This window comes from Pseudomonas sp. SIMBA_067 (assembly GCF_046534675.1).
Lineage (GTDB): Bacteria > Pseudomonadota > Gammaproteobacteria > Pseudomonadales > Pseudomonadaceae > Aquipseudomonas > Aquipseudomonas putida.
In genome coordinates this window covers 1-231 of sequence record NZ_JAWRYH010001462.1, presented here as the reverse complement: position 1 = coordinate 231, position 231 = coordinate 1, and the positions used below count along the sequence as shown (strand labels likewise).

Genomic DNA, 231 nt, shown 5'->3' with positions numbered 1-231 from the left:
TCACCTGCTTTGCGTACTCCACGACTTTACTGTCGTAGAAATAAAGCCCGGTCACCGCCCAGTTTGACTTCGGCTGTTTTGGCTTTTCTTCCAGCGAGATAGCGCGGAAATTGTCGTCAAACTCCACCACGCCAAAGCGTTCCGGGTCCATCACCTGATAGCCAAAAACCGTCGCCCCTTCGGTGCGCGCCGCAACATGACGCAGCTTCGGACTGAAGCCCTGACCGAAGA

Annotated in this window: 1 protein-coding gene; it reads right to left on the bottom strand. The window is 55.4% G+C overall.

Going from position 1 to position 231, the window contains the following annotated elements:
* Positions 1-231 (bottom strand): sugar phosphate nucleotidyltransferase (locus tag SB765_RS34270; RefSeq protein ID WP_410933108.1); only part of this gene is annotated, 231 nt, incomplete at both ends.